The 14,185-nt window shown below is 43.4% G+C and carries 14 protein-coding genes; all 14 read right to left on the bottom strand.

Features of this window, described 5'->3' with window-relative positions:
* Nucleotides 1-42: 42 nt before the first annotated feature.
* A complete protein-coding gene (gene rplB, locus BBH88_RS00715; RefSeq protein ID WP_006828931.1) occupies nucleotides 43-879 on the bottom strand; it encodes a 50S ribosomal protein L2 in 837 nt (278 codons plus the stop codon).
* A 45-nt stretch (nucleotides 880-924) separates the two neighbouring features.
* Entirely contained in the window at nucleotides 925-1,209 is a 285-nt protein-coding gene (gene rplW / locus BBH88_RS00710; RefSeq protein WP_006828930.1) for a 50S ribosomal protein L23, read from the bottom strand.
* Nucleotides 1,209-1,832 (bottom strand): 50S ribosomal protein L4, encoded by a 624-nt coding sequence (gene rplD, locus BBH88_RS00705; protein WP_006828929.1) that lies wholly within the window; start codon nucleotides 1,830-1,832, stop codon nucleotides 1,209-1,211. The genes rplW and rplD overlap by 1 nt, the downstream gene beginning before the upstream one ends.
* Before the next feature lie 29 nt (nucleotides 1,833-1,861).
* On the bottom strand, nucleotides 1,862-2,491 hold the full coding sequence (rplC, locus tag BBH88_RS00700) for a 50S ribosomal protein L3 (protein ID WP_006828928.1): 630 nt from the start codon (nucleotides 2,489-2,491) through the stop codon (nucleotides 1,862-1,864).
* A 49-nt stretch (nucleotides 2,492-2,540) separates the two neighbouring features.
* Nucleotides 2,541-2,849: a 30S ribosomal protein S10 gene (gene rpsJ / locus BBH88_RS00695; protein WP_006828927.1), complete on the bottom strand. Its 309-nt coding sequence runs from the start codon at nucleotides 2,847-2,849 to the stop codon at nucleotides 2,541-2,543.
* 255 nt (nucleotides 2,850-3,104) lie between these two features.
* A complete protein-coding gene (locus BBH88_RS00690; protein WP_006828926.1) occupies nucleotides 3,105-4,427 on the bottom strand; it encodes a Na+/H+ antiporter family protein in 1,323 nt (440 codons plus the stop codon).
* Between the two features lie 190 nt (nucleotides 4,428-4,617).
* The gene (leuD, locus tag BBH88_RS00685) at nucleotides 4,618-5,208 is read right to left on the bottom strand and encodes a 3-isopropylmalate dehydratase small subunit (protein WP_006828925.1); all 591 of its coding nucleotides are present in this window, start codon (nucleotides 5,206-5,208) and stop codon (nucleotides 4,618-4,620) included.
* A 25-nt stretch (nucleotides 5,209-5,233) separates the two neighbouring features.
* Nucleotides 5,234-6,652 (bottom strand): 3-isopropylmalate dehydratase large subunit, encoded by a 1,419-nt coding sequence (leuC, locus tag BBH88_RS00680; RefSeq protein ID WP_006828924.1) that lies wholly within the window; start codon nucleotides 6,650-6,652, stop codon nucleotides 5,234-5,236.
* An 18-nt stretch (nucleotides 6,653-6,670) separates the two neighbouring features.
* Complete coding sequence (gene leuB / locus BBH88_RS00675; RefSeq protein WP_065536315.1) at nucleotides 6,671-7,771, bottom strand: 3-isopropylmalate dehydrogenase; 1,101 nt, start codon at nucleotides 7,769-7,771, stop codon at nucleotides 6,671-6,673.
* A gap of 32 nt (nucleotides 7,772-7,803) precedes the next feature.
* A complete protein-coding gene (locus tag BBH88_RS00670) occupies nucleotides 7,804-9,345 on the bottom strand; it encodes a 2-isopropylmalate synthase (RefSeq protein WP_006828922.1) in 1,542 nt (513 codons plus the stop codon).
* The gene (gene ilvC / locus BBH88_RS00665) at nucleotides 9,332-10,366 is read right to left on the bottom strand and encodes a ketol-acid reductoisomerase (protein ID WP_006828921.1); all 1,035 of its coding nucleotides are present in this window, start codon (nucleotides 10,364-10,366) and stop codon (nucleotides 9,332-9,334) included. Before ilvC ends, BBH88_RS00670 begins: the two co-directional genes overlap by 14 nt.
* 28 nt (nucleotides 10,367-10,394) lie before the next feature.
* Nucleotides 10,395-10,907: an acetolactate synthase small subunit gene (ilvN, locus tag BBH88_RS00660; RefSeq protein ID WP_006828920.1), complete on the bottom strand. Its 513-nt coding sequence runs from the start codon at nucleotides 10,905-10,907 to the stop codon at nucleotides 10,395-10,397.
* Nucleotides 10,904-12,631, bottom strand: a complete 1,728-nt coding sequence (gene ilvB, locus BBH88_RS00655; RefSeq protein WP_006828919.1) for a biosynthetic-type acetolactate synthase large subunit — start codon at nucleotides 12,629-12,631, stop codon at nucleotides 10,904-10,906. Before ilvB ends, ilvN begins: the two co-directional genes overlap by 4 nt.
* 360 nt (nucleotides 12,632-12,991) lie before the next feature.
* Nucleotides 12,992-13,891, bottom strand: a complete 900-nt coding sequence (gene ilvE, locus BBH88_RS00650; RefSeq protein WP_006828918.1) for a branched-chain-amino-acid transaminase — start codon at nucleotides 13,889-13,891, stop codon at nucleotides 12,992-12,994.
* Nucleotides 13,892-14,185: the final 294 nt, after the last annotated feature.

Here is a 14,185-nt window from a genome sequence, read left to right as displayed (position 1 = left end):
GATTGCACCACGGTTCTTTTGGCGAACCGTAGCGGAATCAAATTATTTTTTATTTTTACGACGACGCACGATAAATTTGTCTGACTGATTCGTTTTCTTGCGTGTTTTGTATCCAAGAGTTGGTTTACCCCATGGAGACATTGGTGATTTACGTCCGATTGGCGAGCGGCCTTCACCACCACCGTGTGGGTGATCGTTAGGGTTCATTACAGATCCGCGGACTGTTGGGCGGTTGCCTTTCCAGCGGTTACGTCCTGCTTTACCAATGTTGATCAATTCGTGTTGCTCATTTCCTACTGCACCAATAGTTGCGCGGCAAGTAGCAAGAATCATGCGAACTTCGCTTGATTGCAAACGAACTGTTACGTATTTTCCTTCTTTACCCAATACCTGAGCTGAAGTTCCTGCAGAACGAACAAGTTGCCCGCCGCCACCTGGCTTCAATTCGATGTTATGGATTGTAGAACCCATTGGGATGTTTGACAACGGCAAAGCGTTACCCGGTTTGATATCTGCTTCGATACCTGACATAAGTTGAGTTCCAACTTCGACTCCTTTAGGAGCGAGGATGTAACGTTTCTCACCATCAGCGTAGTTAATCAATGCGATGTTTGCAGAACGGTTCGGATCGTATTCGATTGTAGCAACGCGTCCTGGAATGCCATCTTTGTTACGCTTGAAATCAATAACACGGTATTGGCGTTTATGTCCACCGCCGTGATGACGAACAGTTATTTTACCTTGGTTGTTACGGCCGCCCTTGCGCTTTACAGGTCGTAAAAGCGATTTTTCAGGTTTGTTCGTAGTGATTTCAGCGAAATCTGAACTCGTCATGTTACGACGACCGTTAGTGGTAGGTTTATATTTTCTTATCCCCACGTTGTTTCCCTCCTTCTTTAATAGTCCTTTAAGAACTTATGAAAATTAAATTTCGAATAGTTCGATGTCTTTAGATTCAGCAGTCAATTTAACAATCGCTTTACGGCGTTTGTTCGTATATCCCGCGTGTTTGCCCATGCGCTTGAATTTGCCTTTGTAGTTCATGATGTTGACTTTCTCAACTTTCACACCAAAGATCTCCTGCACTGCTTGTTTAACTTGTGTTTTGTTTGCGCGAGTGTCCACTTCAAAAGTGTACTTTTTCTCTGCCATTACTTCAGACGATTGCTCAGTAATGACTGGACGTTTAATTACATCACGTGCTTCCATTAACTAAGCACCTCCTCAATTTTCTCAATCGCTGCTTTTGTCATAACAATTTTGTCATGTCCAAGCAAGTCTAAAACGTTGATACCATCTGCCGCTACTACTGTCATACCATGAAGGTTACGTGCAGATTTTGCAACATTCTCATCAAGGTCAGCAGTTACGAACAATGCTTTTTTGCCAATTGAAAGATCTTGAATCAACTGGGTGAAAGCTTTTGTTTTTGGTGCATCAAATGTCAACCCTTCAAGTACCATCAAGTTTTTCCCAACTACTGCAGATGAAAGCGCAGAACGTAGAGCTAAACGACGTACTTTTTTAGGAAGTTTGTAACTGTAGCTACGTGGAGTTGGTCCGAATACGACACCGCCTCCGCGCCATTGTGGTGAACGGATCGACCCTTGACGAGCACGTCCAGTCCCTTTTTGACGCCATGGCTTTTTACCACCACCAGCTACTTCAGAACGGTTTTTTACTTTATGGTTACCTTGACGAAGTGAAGCGCGTTGAGACACTACTGCGTCAAACAACACTGATTCATTTGGCTCGATACCGAATACATAGTCGTTCAATTCGATGTCGCCCACTTGTGAACCTGTTTGATTTAATAAAGCTACTTTTGGCATTCTTGTTTCCTCCTTTCTCAAAAAAATTATTATTTCGCTTTAGTTGCCGTTTTAACACGGATCAATGCTTTGCGAGAACCAGGAACATTACCTTTAATAAGAAGCAAGTTACGCTCAAGATCAACTTTCACGATAGAAAGGTTTTGAATCGTAATTGTCGTGCCACCCATTTGACCAGGTAATTTCTTCTGTTTGAATACGCGGTTAGGAGCAACCGGACCCATTGAACCAGGACGACGGTGGTAACGTGAACCGTGAGTCATTGGTCCGCGAGATTGTCCGTGGCGTTTAATAACACCTTGGAAACCTTTACCTTTTGTTGTTCCTGTGACATCTACTACATCGCCTTCTGCGAATACGTTTACTTTGACTTCTTGACCAATCTCGTAATCAGCTAAGTTTACATTGCGAAGTTCGCGAATGAAGCGCTTAGGAGCAGTGTTCGCTTTTGCTACGTGTCCTTTAGAAGGTTTGTTAGAAAGCTTTTCGCGCTTGTCTTCAAAACCTAATTGGATTGCTTCGTAGCCGTCAACCTCAACTGTCTTCTTTTGAAGTACTACGTTTGGAGCAGCTTCAATAACAGTTACAGGGATTAAATCACCGTTCTCAGCAAAAACTTGCGTCATACCGATTTTTCTACCTAAGATTCCTTTGGTCATGTTGTCACACCTCCTGTGGTTATTTATGTTTTTCTATTTCGTTTACCGATTAAAGTTTGATTTCAATGTCAACGCCTGATGGTAAATCAAGTTTCATTAACGCATCAACAGTTTGTGGTGTTGGGTTAACGATATCGATTAGACGTTTGTGCGTACGCATTTCAAATTGCTCACGAGCATCTTTGTACTTATGGACAGCACGCAAGATTGTGTAGACCGATCTTTCAGTCGGCAACGGTATCGGACCCGATACGCTTGCACCTGAACGTTTAGCGGTTTCTACAATTTTCTCAGCAGACTGATCAAGAATTCTATGATCATATGCTTTTAAACGGATACGAATTTTTTGTTTTGCCATTATTTTCCCTCCTTTTCGCCTATTTTTGATAGACATTCTCCACGAAAATTTTCCAATCACTCGCCATGGCAAAGCGGCCGGGTGTATCGGTAACCTCTCGCTTCATCGCAGTCAAAAGACCAACATTAGATATTATACAGAAGAAAAAAGAATTCCGCAAGTGTTTCCACGAAATTCTTTTTAATTCGCTTTTATTAGTATAACAGGATATTTCGGAACATCAAGTCATACGAGAATAGTCCGAATACTCCGTGCTTAACCCAAGAACATAGCGGCAGCCCAGCCAAAAATCACTAAAGGAATATTGTAGTGGAGAAAGGTCGGCACGCACGTATCCCAAATATGATTGTGCTGCCCATCGACGTTTAGCCCAGCAGTTGGTCCTAGCGTCGAGTCAGAAGCTGGCGAGCCGGCATCACCCAAAGCTCCTGCAGTTCCGATCAAAGCAATAATCGCCATTGTCGAAAATTCGAATTCCAAACTCAGTGGCACAAAGATAGCGGCAATGATTGGAATCGTAGCGAACGATGAGCCGATGCCCATCGTCACAAACAAACCTACGACAAGCATCGCCAGTGCTGCAATGCTTTTATTGCCAGCAAACAGTTCGGACACGCTAGCTACCAACGGTTCAATAGCACCTGTTGCCTGTATGACTGAAGCAAAGCCGTTCGCTGTAATCATGACAAAGCCGATGAACGCCATCATCTGCATGCCTTCTGTGAGAACTGCGTCAGCTTCACGCCATTTCATTGCGCCAAAGACATACAACACAAGAATCCCGGAAAGTGCGCCGATGATCATCGATTCTGTCTGAATCTGGGCGACTAAAGCAGCAATTAAAGCAGCAATCGTGATGATGACGTCTTTGTTCGAAGCGGTCTTTTTAAAAGTTCCTTCTATAGTCGTATTCACCTTATGATAATCGCGCGGCTTGCGGTAAGAGATGAACACCGCAATGATTAATCCCACTAATAAGCCCACTACTGGAATTGCCATCGCTTTCGGGATATCTGCCATATCAATCGTCAATCCTGCCAGCTCCATCTGTTCGAAAACAATTCTGTGGAATATCAGGCCAAAGCCATACGGCAATAAAATATAAGGAGCCGTCAGACCGAACGTCAAGACTGCGGCAATCAGGCGCCGGTCAATCCGCAGTTCATTTAAAATGTGCAAAATTGGTGGCACCAATAAAGGAATAAACGCAATATGGATCGGAATTAGATTTTGCGAGAAGATGGCCATTGCTAATAGCGCAATAATGATGAGCGCTTTCGCTAAATTTTTCCGCGTCGCTTCCCCATCTTTATTGACCAGCTTCAATACTCCTGAAACAAGCAGCTCTGGTATGCCTGTGCGTGAAATAGCTACAGCAAATCCACCGAGCATGGCGTAGCTCAGTGCGATGGTTGCTCCCTTGCCTAAACCACTTGTAAATGATGTTACTGTGTCTGTAAATGATAATCCGCCGCTTAATCCGCCTGCAAGTGCGCCGATCAGTAAAGCAAAGACGACGTTCACACGCAACAAGCTCAATACGAGCATGATTAAGACAGCGATAACAACTGCATTCATAAGTAAAATCTCCTTTAGTTTGCTAAAGCGTTAAAGTACACTTTTAAAATTAACAAATTAAAAAAACCTTGTCAACACTCTATTATGGTTTTACTTATAGACTAAAAAATCTAAAAACAAAGACCCCTTACAGTTACGTAAAGGGTCTCCTTATGAAAATAAGCTCTTCTAAACACAAACGGTTTATTCATTAAGCTTGTTGCTGTCTTTCTTCGTAAGCTGCGATATAGGAATCATACTGGAACGTTAAAGTAATTTCATCCCATCCTTTTAATAGCATTTCTTTCCAATATGGATCAATTTCAAATTCATAGCGTATGCCGTCTTGGCCCGTGACAGTTTGGTCTTTTAAATTGACTTCCAATTGGAATTCCTCACGCTGTCCTTTATCGATTAACTCATCAACTTCTTGACCTTTTAAGCAAATCGGTAAAATGCCATTTTTTACACAGTTATTATAAAAGATGTCTGCGAAGCTGGGAGCAATGACTACACGGAACCCATAATCTAAAATTGCCCACGGAGCATGTTCACGAGAAGAACCGCAGCCGAAATTTTCTTGTGCGACCAAAATTTCGGAGTCGTTGAAACGGGGATCATTCAACACAAAGTCTGCTACCGGTGTACCATCAGCATGAAAGCGCCAATGATAAAATAAATACTTGCCGAATCCCGTCCGTTCAATGCGTTTTAGAAACTCTTTTGAGATAATTTGGTCGGTGTCTACGTTTTTGCGTTCAAGCGGGGTCAGGACGCTTGAGATTTTATTGATCGGTTTCATCGTTCGGCCTCCTCATTTCTACCTGTCATACGGACGGTACTGGCTCTTTCATATAATTCCGAACATCTGTCAAATGTCCTTCAATCGCAGCGGCTGCAGCCATTACAGGGCTTACTAGATGCGTCATTGATCCCGCTCCTTGGCGTCCTTCAAAGTTCCGGTTGGAAGTGGAGGCACAGCGTTCGCCCGAGGGCACCGAGTCTTCATTCATCGCCAGACACATACTGCATCCGGTTTCGCGCCATTCAAAGCCGGCTTCAAGAAATACTTGATCCAAGCCTTCTTGTTCAGCTGCACGTTTGACCGTTTCAGACCCAGGAACCACAATCGCCGTTACTGATGGATGCACTTTTTTACCTTTAATGATTTCACTTGCCGCACGTAAATCGCCAAGACGCGCGTTGGTACAAGAACCAATAAAGACATGTTGGATATCAATAGAAGAAAGCGGCATCTCTTCTTCTAAGTGCATATAAGCCAAAGCTTGCTTTAAGGCGTCTTTATCCGACTGTTTATCGTAATCTGCGGCAGATGGAACGCTGTCAGCAATACCTGAGCCCATTGATGGGTTCGTGCCCCATGTGACGAATGGGGAGATTTCATCTGCATGAATGGTGACAGTCGCATCGTACCGCGCTCCTTCATCTGTTGCAAGAGCCAACCAACGATCAGCTTCTTTTTCAAACGCTCTGCCTTCAGGTACATTTCTGCGACCTCTCAAGTACTCTACCGTCTTTTCGTCAGGACTAATCAAACCTGCGCGAGCGCCAGCTTCTATGGACATATTACATACAGTCATACGTTCTTCCATCGACAACTCATGAATGGCTTTACCCGTATACTCCATAATATAACCCGTACCCATATCGATACCGAATTTCGAAATAATGGCCAAAATGACGTCTTTGGAAGAAACACCAAAGCCTAGTTTGCCGTCAATTCGAACTTCCATCGTCTTCGGCTTTGATTGCCATAGTGTTTGAGTAGAAAGCACATGCTCTACTTCACTTGTGCCAATGCCGAATGCTAATGCACCAAAAGCACCGTGCGTTGAAGTATGGCTATCCCCACAAACAATGGTCTTACCAGGTTGCGTCAATCCTAGTTCTGGTCCAATGACATGGACAATTCCTTGATCGGGATGATTAATACCCGCAAGTGGCACACCAAATTCATCGCAATTGTCTTGCAAGGTTTTGATTTGCTTGCGCGAAACGGGATCTGTAATGGTGTCCCGGTTTCTTGTTGGAACATTATGGTCCATGGTCGCGAAGCAAAGATCCGGTCGACGGACTTTACGCCCGTTTAACCGAAGTCCTTCAAATGCTTGTGGAGAGGTCACCTCATGCAGTAAGTGAAGATCGATATACATCAGGTCCGGCTTTCCTTGCTCTTCGAAGACAATATGTTGTTCCCAAATTTTTTCTATGATGGTTTTTGCCATGCCAACCGCTCCTTTTACTTACACATAAGAATACATAATGTGTTCTGATACAAATTCTCTTTCTAGCTCTTCTACAACTTTCGTTACGAATCGATCAGTTGATACCACGCGTTTTCCTTCTCCGGCCAGATCTCCCGTACAATAGCCATCTTCTAGAACGCCCATTACAGCTTTTTCAATGGCTGTAGCTTCTGTATGCAGACCAAATGAATGCTTCAACATCATGGCTGCTGACAAAATAGCTGCAGATGGATTTGCTTTGTTTTGCCCAGCAATGTCAGGCGCCGAACCATGTACAGGTTCGTAAAGTCCGAAACCGTCTGAACGGATACTGGCAGATGGCAGCATGCCGAGTGACCCGGTGATAACTGAAGCTTCGTCACTCAAGATATCTCCAAACATATTCTCTGTTACAACAACGTCAAAAGTACGCGGGTTCGTGATCAGCTTCATCGCTGCCGAATCAACTAGCATATGTTCTACTTCGATATCTGGATATGCCGCTTTGCGTTCTTCTACAACTTCACGCCACAGCTTGCTCGTTTCCAATACATTGGCTTTATCGACCGAAGTCACTTTACCTTTGCGTGTGCGAGCAATTTCAAACGCCTGATTGACGATACGTTCGATTTCATCTCTCGTGTAAACCAATGTATCAACTGCTGATTTTTCTGATCGACGTTTCGGTTCTCCGAAATACAAGCCGCTCGTCAATTCGCGGACAATGACCAGATCTACTTCTTTCGCCACTTCTTCTTTTAATGGCGAAGAAGCAAGCAGTGCCGGTACGGCTTTAACTGGGCGAATATTAGCGAACAAATCGAAATGCTTCCGGATATTCAAAAGTCCTTTTTCTGGACGCAAATGAGCAGGATTGCTATCCCATTTCGTTCCTCCAACCGCACCGAGGAGAATCGCGTCACTCGCTTCACAAACATCAATGGTTTGCTGAGGCAGCGGGTTATCAAATTGATCAACCGCTGTTCCTCCGATTGCCGCATGCTTCAAATGAAAAGTATGTCCATAACGTATTGCGATGGATTGCAGCACTTTTACTGCTGCATCTGTTACTTCTGGTCCAATTCCGTCTCCTGGCAATACCGCTATTGTTTTTTTCATTTCAAATTCCTCCTCTTTCGATTTGTTCTTTTTTACACTGCGGACATCCTTACTTTTTTCCCTACTTGAACAATTTGACGATTAACTGCATTCAAATAGGCTTTAGCCGTCGCTTCCAAAACGTCCTGCGCAACATCGCGTCCTGTAACCGTCTCACCGTTATAGCTCATATTGATAACCGCTTCACCTAGTGCATCGCGGCCTTTACCAATAGAAGTCACACGGTAATCTAAAATATGAACTTTGCCTTCCACAATCCGCTCTAATGTATTAAAAATCGCTTCAACAGACCCTGCTCCAGTAGCTGCTTCACTAATTAGTTCACCGTTCGGGTGATAGGCAGAAGCGGTAGCCGTCGGGATATTCGCTGTACCATACTGTACTTGTACACTTTCCAACTTGTAGACCAGAGTTTCATCGTCGTGAATTTGCTGATCCGTCAGCAATACGTATAGATCGTCTTCCACAATCTCTTTCTTGCTGTCAGCTAATTTCTTGAACTCAACGAATGCGTTGTTCAACTTCTCCTCTGGTAAATCAAAGCCCATTTTGATGGCGCGGTCTTTAAAGGCATGGCGCCCGGAATGTTTGCCTAGCACCAATTCAGTTGCTACATCACCAATCAATTCCGGTGTAATGATTTCATAAGTCAACGGGTTTTTCAGCATACCGTCCTGGTGAATTCCCGATTCATGGGCAAAAGCATTTTTTCCGACTACGGCTTTATTTGGCTGAATCAAGCTACCTGTCAACTGGCTGACTAGCTGGCTTGTGCGCTTGATTTCATTAAGTTTGATGCCTGTTTCGATATTGAAAATTGGTTTCCGAATGTGCAAAGCAACTGCAATTTCCTCGAGTGCAACATTACCGGCGCGTTCCCCGATGCCATTGATGGTTCCCTCGATTTGAGTCGCTCCATTTTCAATCGCAGCCAGTGTATTGGCTGTTGCCATACCCAAATCGTTGTGGCAGTGTGCGGATAGCTTCACTTTTTCGATTCCTGCTACATTTTCAGTCATGTAGTTGAACATTGCCCCATACTCATGAGGCGTTGCATAACCAACTGTATCTGGAAGATTAATCGTCGTCGCACCTGCTTCGATAACTTTGCGGATAATATGCGCCAAAAATTCGGGATCTGAACGAGAAGCATCTTCCGCTGACCATTGGACTAGCGGAAAGAACTTACGTGCATATTTCACCGATTCCACAGCTAGTTCAACAACTTGGTCTGGTGTTTTAAATAATTTCGTTTCCATATGAATGGGCGAGGTAGCCAAAAAGATGTGGATATGCGGCTGCTCCGCTCCTTTTAGCGCTTCCCACGTGCGGTCAATATCACTTTGTATCGAACGGGCTAGGCCCGTTACAATTGAATTCTTTACTGTGCCTGCAATGCGTTGCACAGCATCAAAGTCTCCTGGAGATGAAGCCGGAAACCCTGATTCGATAATCGTCACTCCTAGACGTTCAAGTTGGCGCGCGATTTCGATTTTCTCTGCTGTGTTCAAGTTGATCCCGGCTGACTGTTCTCCGTCTCGTAATGTCGTATCGAAAATATCAATTTGTGACATTGGTGACCACCTCTTTTTGTTTGGCTTTTTTGCCTTCATTGACAAACGGCATCATCGCACGCAATTCACGTCCAACTTGTTCGATTTGATGAGATTCTTCTGCTTTTTCGATTGCCGTGAATTCTGGACGGTTTAATTGATTTTCCAGCAACCAGCCTTTTGCGAATTTCCCAGTTTGAATATCTGTCAGAACATCTTTCATGCGAGCTTTCGTATCTGCATCGACAATGCGTGGTCCTGAAACAAAATCTCCCCATTGAGCCGTATCGGAAATTGAGTAACGCATTCCTGACAAGCCACCTTCGTACATTAGGTCAACAATCAATTTCAATTCGTGCATACATTCAAAATACGCGAGTTCCGGTTGGTATCCAGCTTCCACAAGTGTTTCAAATCCAGCTTTCACAAGTGACGTTACACCACCACAAAGAACAGCTTGTTCTCCAAATAGATCCGTTTCTGTTTCTTCTTTAAATGTTGTTTCTAAAACGCCTGCGCGTGTAGCTCCGATCCCTTTTGCATAAGCAAGCGCTACTTCCTGAGCTTGTCCAGATACATTCTGATGAACCGCGAACAATGCAGGAACTCCCGCACCCGCTTCATATGTACGGCGCACGAGATGCCCTGGACCTTTTGGAGCTACCAGGAATACATCTACATCAGCAGGTGCAACAATTTGGTTAAAATGAACATTAAAACCGTGCGCGAAAACCAGCGACTTGCCAGCTGTTAATGAAGGTTTGATTTCTGCGTTATAGATTTGTGTCTGTTTTTCATCTGGCACTAAGACCATGATTACGTCTGCTGCTTGTGCCGCTTCTTTTACTGTCGCTACTTTCATGCCGTCATTTTTAGCCTGGTCAAATGATTTGCCTGGACGTACGCCAACTACTACGTCAAAACCGGACTCTTTTAAGTTTTGAGCATGTGCATGACCTTGTGAACCATAACCGATCACCGCGATTGTCTTTCCTTTAAGTACCTGTTCGTTTACGTCTTGGTTATAATACATTTTTGCCATTTTTAATTTCCTCCTCGAGTTTGGGTTTTTATAAGATATTCAATTGCGGTGCTTGTGCTTTTTGTGTTTCTCTAACAAATGCGGATACCCCGGTTCGGGTCAACTCTTTTACACCATATGGTCTCATCAGATCAATAAACGCTTCAATTTTTTCTGGGTCTCCCGTTACTTGGAAGGTTGTTACATTTTTGCTCATATCGACGACTGTTGCGCGAAAGGGTTCAACGATACTAAAAATTTCATTTCTGACTGCCGGAGGGACGACTACTTTAACAAGCGCCAGTTCCCTCATGACCATCGCCTTATCGGTAATGTCATTTACTTTGATGACATCAATTTGCTTTTGTAGCTGCTTTAATAATTGTTCCAGTTTGCCTTTATCTTCTACATTGACCACAAACGTCATTTTTGACATGCCAGGCTGCTCGGTGTGGCCAACCGAAATGCTTTCGATGTTGAACTGACGCTTCATCAGCAATCCGGTCACCCGGTTCAGCACTCCGCTCTGGTTGATCACCGTTGTTGTAATAACTCTTTTCATTCGCCTTTCACTCCGATCATTTCATTCAAGCCCTTGCCAGGCGCAACCATCGGATAAACTGATTCCAGCTGCATCACTCGGCAATCGATCAAGACTGGCTCGTTTGAATTAAATGCTTCTGCGAAAACCACTTCTGCTTCTTCCATCGTTTCCACTTTATAGCCTTTGATGTCGTATGCTGCTGCCAACTTCACAAAATCAGGTTGAACAGGCATCAAAGATTGTGAATACCGTCCTTCGTAGAATGTTTCCTGCCACTGTCTTACCATACCTAGACTTTGATTGTTTAAGATGATAATCTTCACCGGAAGCCGCAGCTCCTGAAGCAAAGACAATTCCTGCAAAGTCATTTGGAAACCTGCATCTCCTACAATGGAAATGACCAGTTCCGCGGGTTTTGCCAATTGGGCACCGATAGCTGCTGGGAAACCAAAGCCCATCGTACCTAAGCCGCCTGATGTTACCCAGTTATGCGGATTGTTGAAGCGATAATATTGAGCCGCCCACATCTGATGCTGGCCAACATCGGTTGTTACAACTGCATCCCCCGCAGTCAAACGGTGAATCAATTCAACCGCCTGTTGTGGAAGAATGCCTTCCCGACCTTTGACGTGATACTGAAGTGGATATTCTGCTTTATCCTCGGATAATTTAGCCAGCCACTCTGTAGTATTAGGACTTTCAAATGATTGATTGAGTAATTGAACCAATGCTTCTTTGGCATCTGCCACAATCGGGATTGCCGTTGGAACATTTTTCCCAATTTCTGCTGGATCAATGTCGATGTGGATTACTTGTGCATTTGGTGCAAAGTGAGCCAGATTTCCGGTTAGCCGATCATCGAAGCGAGCACCAATATTTAGCAGCACATCACAATCACAAATTGCTGTATTGGCTGTATAAGTTCCGTGCATTCCCGCCATTCCGAGAAACAATTCGTGCTCGCCAGCAATACTGCCTAACCCGAGTAACGTATTGGTGATCGGAATTTGATGCTTTTCCGAAAAAGTTTTTAGCTCTTCTGTCGCTTTGGCAGCAAGTATGCCGGCTCCCGCTAAGATCAATGGCTTTTTCGCCTTTGATAATACTTGAGCAGCTTTTTGGATCTGCAGAAAATTCGGACTGGTTGTTGGCTGATAACCCGGCAGATAGACCGCTTCTTCCTCTTTGCTGGATAAGAATAATTCAGTTGCAATATTTTTTGGTATGTCGACCAGAACCGGTCCCGGGCGTCCTGTGGAAGAGATATAGAATGCTTCCTTTATGATTCTTGGCAAATCCGCCACTTTTTTCACTTGATAATTATGCTTCGTAATCGGTTGTGTAATACCGATAATATCCGCTTCTTGGAAAGCATCGGTGCCAATTACTGAAGTTGCAACCTGTCCTGTAAAGATAACCAGCGGCAAGGAATCCAACATGGCATCTGCTATTCCTGTAACTAAATTCGTTGCACCAGGACCGGATGTGGCAAGTACAACGCCGGGTTTGCCAGATACTCTAGCATATCCCTCAGCTGCATGGATGGCACCTTGCTCGTGTCTCGCCAATATATGGCGTATTGGATTTTTGTGCAAGGCATCATAAATTGGCAGCACTGCTCCTCCCGGATAGCCGAAAATAATTTCTACACCCTGACCTTTCAAAGATTGAATCAGTACGTCTGCCCCACTGCCTGTTAGCTGCTGTTTAACTTCTTCTCTAACTTGTACGTTTACTCCCAATTTTTCCGCCTCCTTTTCTCAGTCTCTGGTGGAATAAAACAAAAAAGCTTTTCCATCCCTACACAAAGAAACATGTTCTTCGCATAGGGATGAAAAAGCTTCATGGTACCACCCTAGTTCGCTGCGCAACCGCAGCCTCATAGATAAGCAATGCTTATCCGTTGTTAACGATGCCTTTTAACTTGCAAGTCACCGGAATTACCTAAACAGCCAAAGCTTTTCAGCAATTCACTCAGAGGGGATGTCGCAAAAGGTTGTATTACCGGCTTCCACCTATACCGGCTCTCTGTGAATACGACTTCCATTTGCTTTAACCTCGTCATTGAGTTGAACGTATATTTGATTGAGATAATTCCTGTTTTATACTACATTTAAATGATCGGTATAGACTTTTACGCCGTCGTTCTGAACAAGCTCCCTGAACGACTCAAGTAAATCATTTGTAACTGGACCCGGCTTTCCTTCGCCGATTACCCGACCATCCACTTTTATTACGGAAATTACTTCAGCAGCAGTTCCTGTTAAGAACACTTCGTCTGCAACATAAACATCGTGTCTTGTAAAAACTCCTTCTTGTATGTCATAGCCCTTTTGAACAGCTACATCCATGATGGCATTACGTGTAATTCCTTCAAGTGCACCTACATAGCCTGGAGGTGTCAGTATCTTATTTTTTCGGACAATGAAAATGTTATCCGCTGAACCTTCAGCTACATAACCCTGGTCATTTAACATAAGCGCTTCAGAAACACCTGCGAGATTAGCTTCAAGTTTCACTAAAATGTTGTTCATATAATTTAATGATTTAACTTTCGGGCTTAACACATCTGAGCGGCTTCTTCTTGTAGCTACCGAAACAATTTCGATTCCCGTTTCATACATTGATTTAGGAAATAATGATAAGGGTTCAGCTATTACAATTACACTTGGATGAGAACAGCTGTAAGGATCCAATCCAAGATTTCCTACTCCTCTTGAAACGATAAGACGAACATACGCATCTTTAAATTTGTTTTCTCTAAGCGTTTGAACAACAATGCTAGTCATTTCTTCGAAAGTATGTGGAATCTCAAGCATCACTGATTTTGCTGAATCGTAAAGCCGCTCTAAATGTTCTTCCAGCCGAAAGACATTTCCATTGTAAGAACGGATTCCTTCGAACACTCCATCACCGTATAAAAAGCCATGATCGTAAACTGAAATTTTAGCGTCTTCTTTTTTGACGAATTCACCATTTAAATAAATTACTTGTTCGCTCATGATGTCCACTTCTTTCTCGAAAGTTTTATAATATGCAATATATCGAATTCTGTATGCGTTTTGTAAATTGTTGCTATCATATCGCCTATTCAGAAGTGTGTCAATGAACATAATGTAAATTTTTTATTAATTTTGAATATTCACAGATAATGTATCCGTTTTCATTGTTGGTACCACTAGATTTATATTGTTATTTAAAAAGTTTGAATATTTTATGAACATTCATTAATTTTACCGATAAATTCTTTTCTACTTCAATACAAACACAAAGAAAGACCCTGCCTCATTAGTAAT

It is taken from the genome of Planococcus antarcticus DSM 14505 (genome assembly GCF_001687565.2).
Taxonomy (GTDB): domain Bacteria; phylum Bacillota; class Bacilli; order Bacillales_A; family Planococcaceae; genus Planococcus; species Planococcus antarcticus.
Note: the sequence above shows the minus strand (reverse complement) of the source record. Positions and strands in the feature narration are given on the sequence as shown.